At 74.8% G+C, this 441-nt stretch carries 1 protein-coding gene; it reads left to right on the top strand.

Going from position 1 to position 441, the window contains the following annotated elements; all coding sequences use genetic code 11:
* Positions 1-145: 145 nt before the first annotated feature.
* Positions 146-441 (top strand): hypothetical protein (locus MKK84_RS30965; protein ID WP_243926174.1); only part of this gene is annotated, 296 nt, incomplete at its 3' end.

Here is a 441-nt window from a genome sequence, read left to right as displayed (position 1 = left end):
CACTCTTGTGTCGCGCGGGCAGTCTATGGGCCGCCGACGGACTCATCGGAGGGGGCATGGGGCTCCCCGGCCTAGCCGCGCTCATCGGCCCCTGCCGGCACCCGGGCGGGCTGGCTGCCCGCGCCCCTCAGCCGAGGATCCCGCGATGTCCCTGCGCACGTCCCTACAGAAGCTGATCCGCCGCGACCCAGGCGCTGCACTGCGCGAACGCGCGGCCGCCACTGCGAGCGGGGTCGAAGCGTTCAAAGTCGCGCCCAACCCGCCGGTGCCCAGCCACGCCGAGCAGGTCGCGCAGCCCGGGTTCGCGGGCGACGTGCTGGCGACCTGCGGCGTCGACCACCGCGACGGCACGGTCTCCTACGCCGACGCGAGGGGCAACGTCTCCCGCCGCCCCCTCACCCGCTCGCTCGGGTTGCGCGGCATGCATGTGCACAGCCGCGG

The sequence above is a fragment of the Methylobacterium sp. E-065 genome (genome assembly GCF_022829605.1).
Classification (GTDB): domain Bacteria; phylum Pseudomonadota; class Alphaproteobacteria; order Rhizobiales; family Beijerinckiaceae; genus Methylobacterium.
The sequence above is the reverse complement of the archived record's forward strand: the minus strand, read 5'-3'. Positions and strand labels throughout refer to the sequence as shown.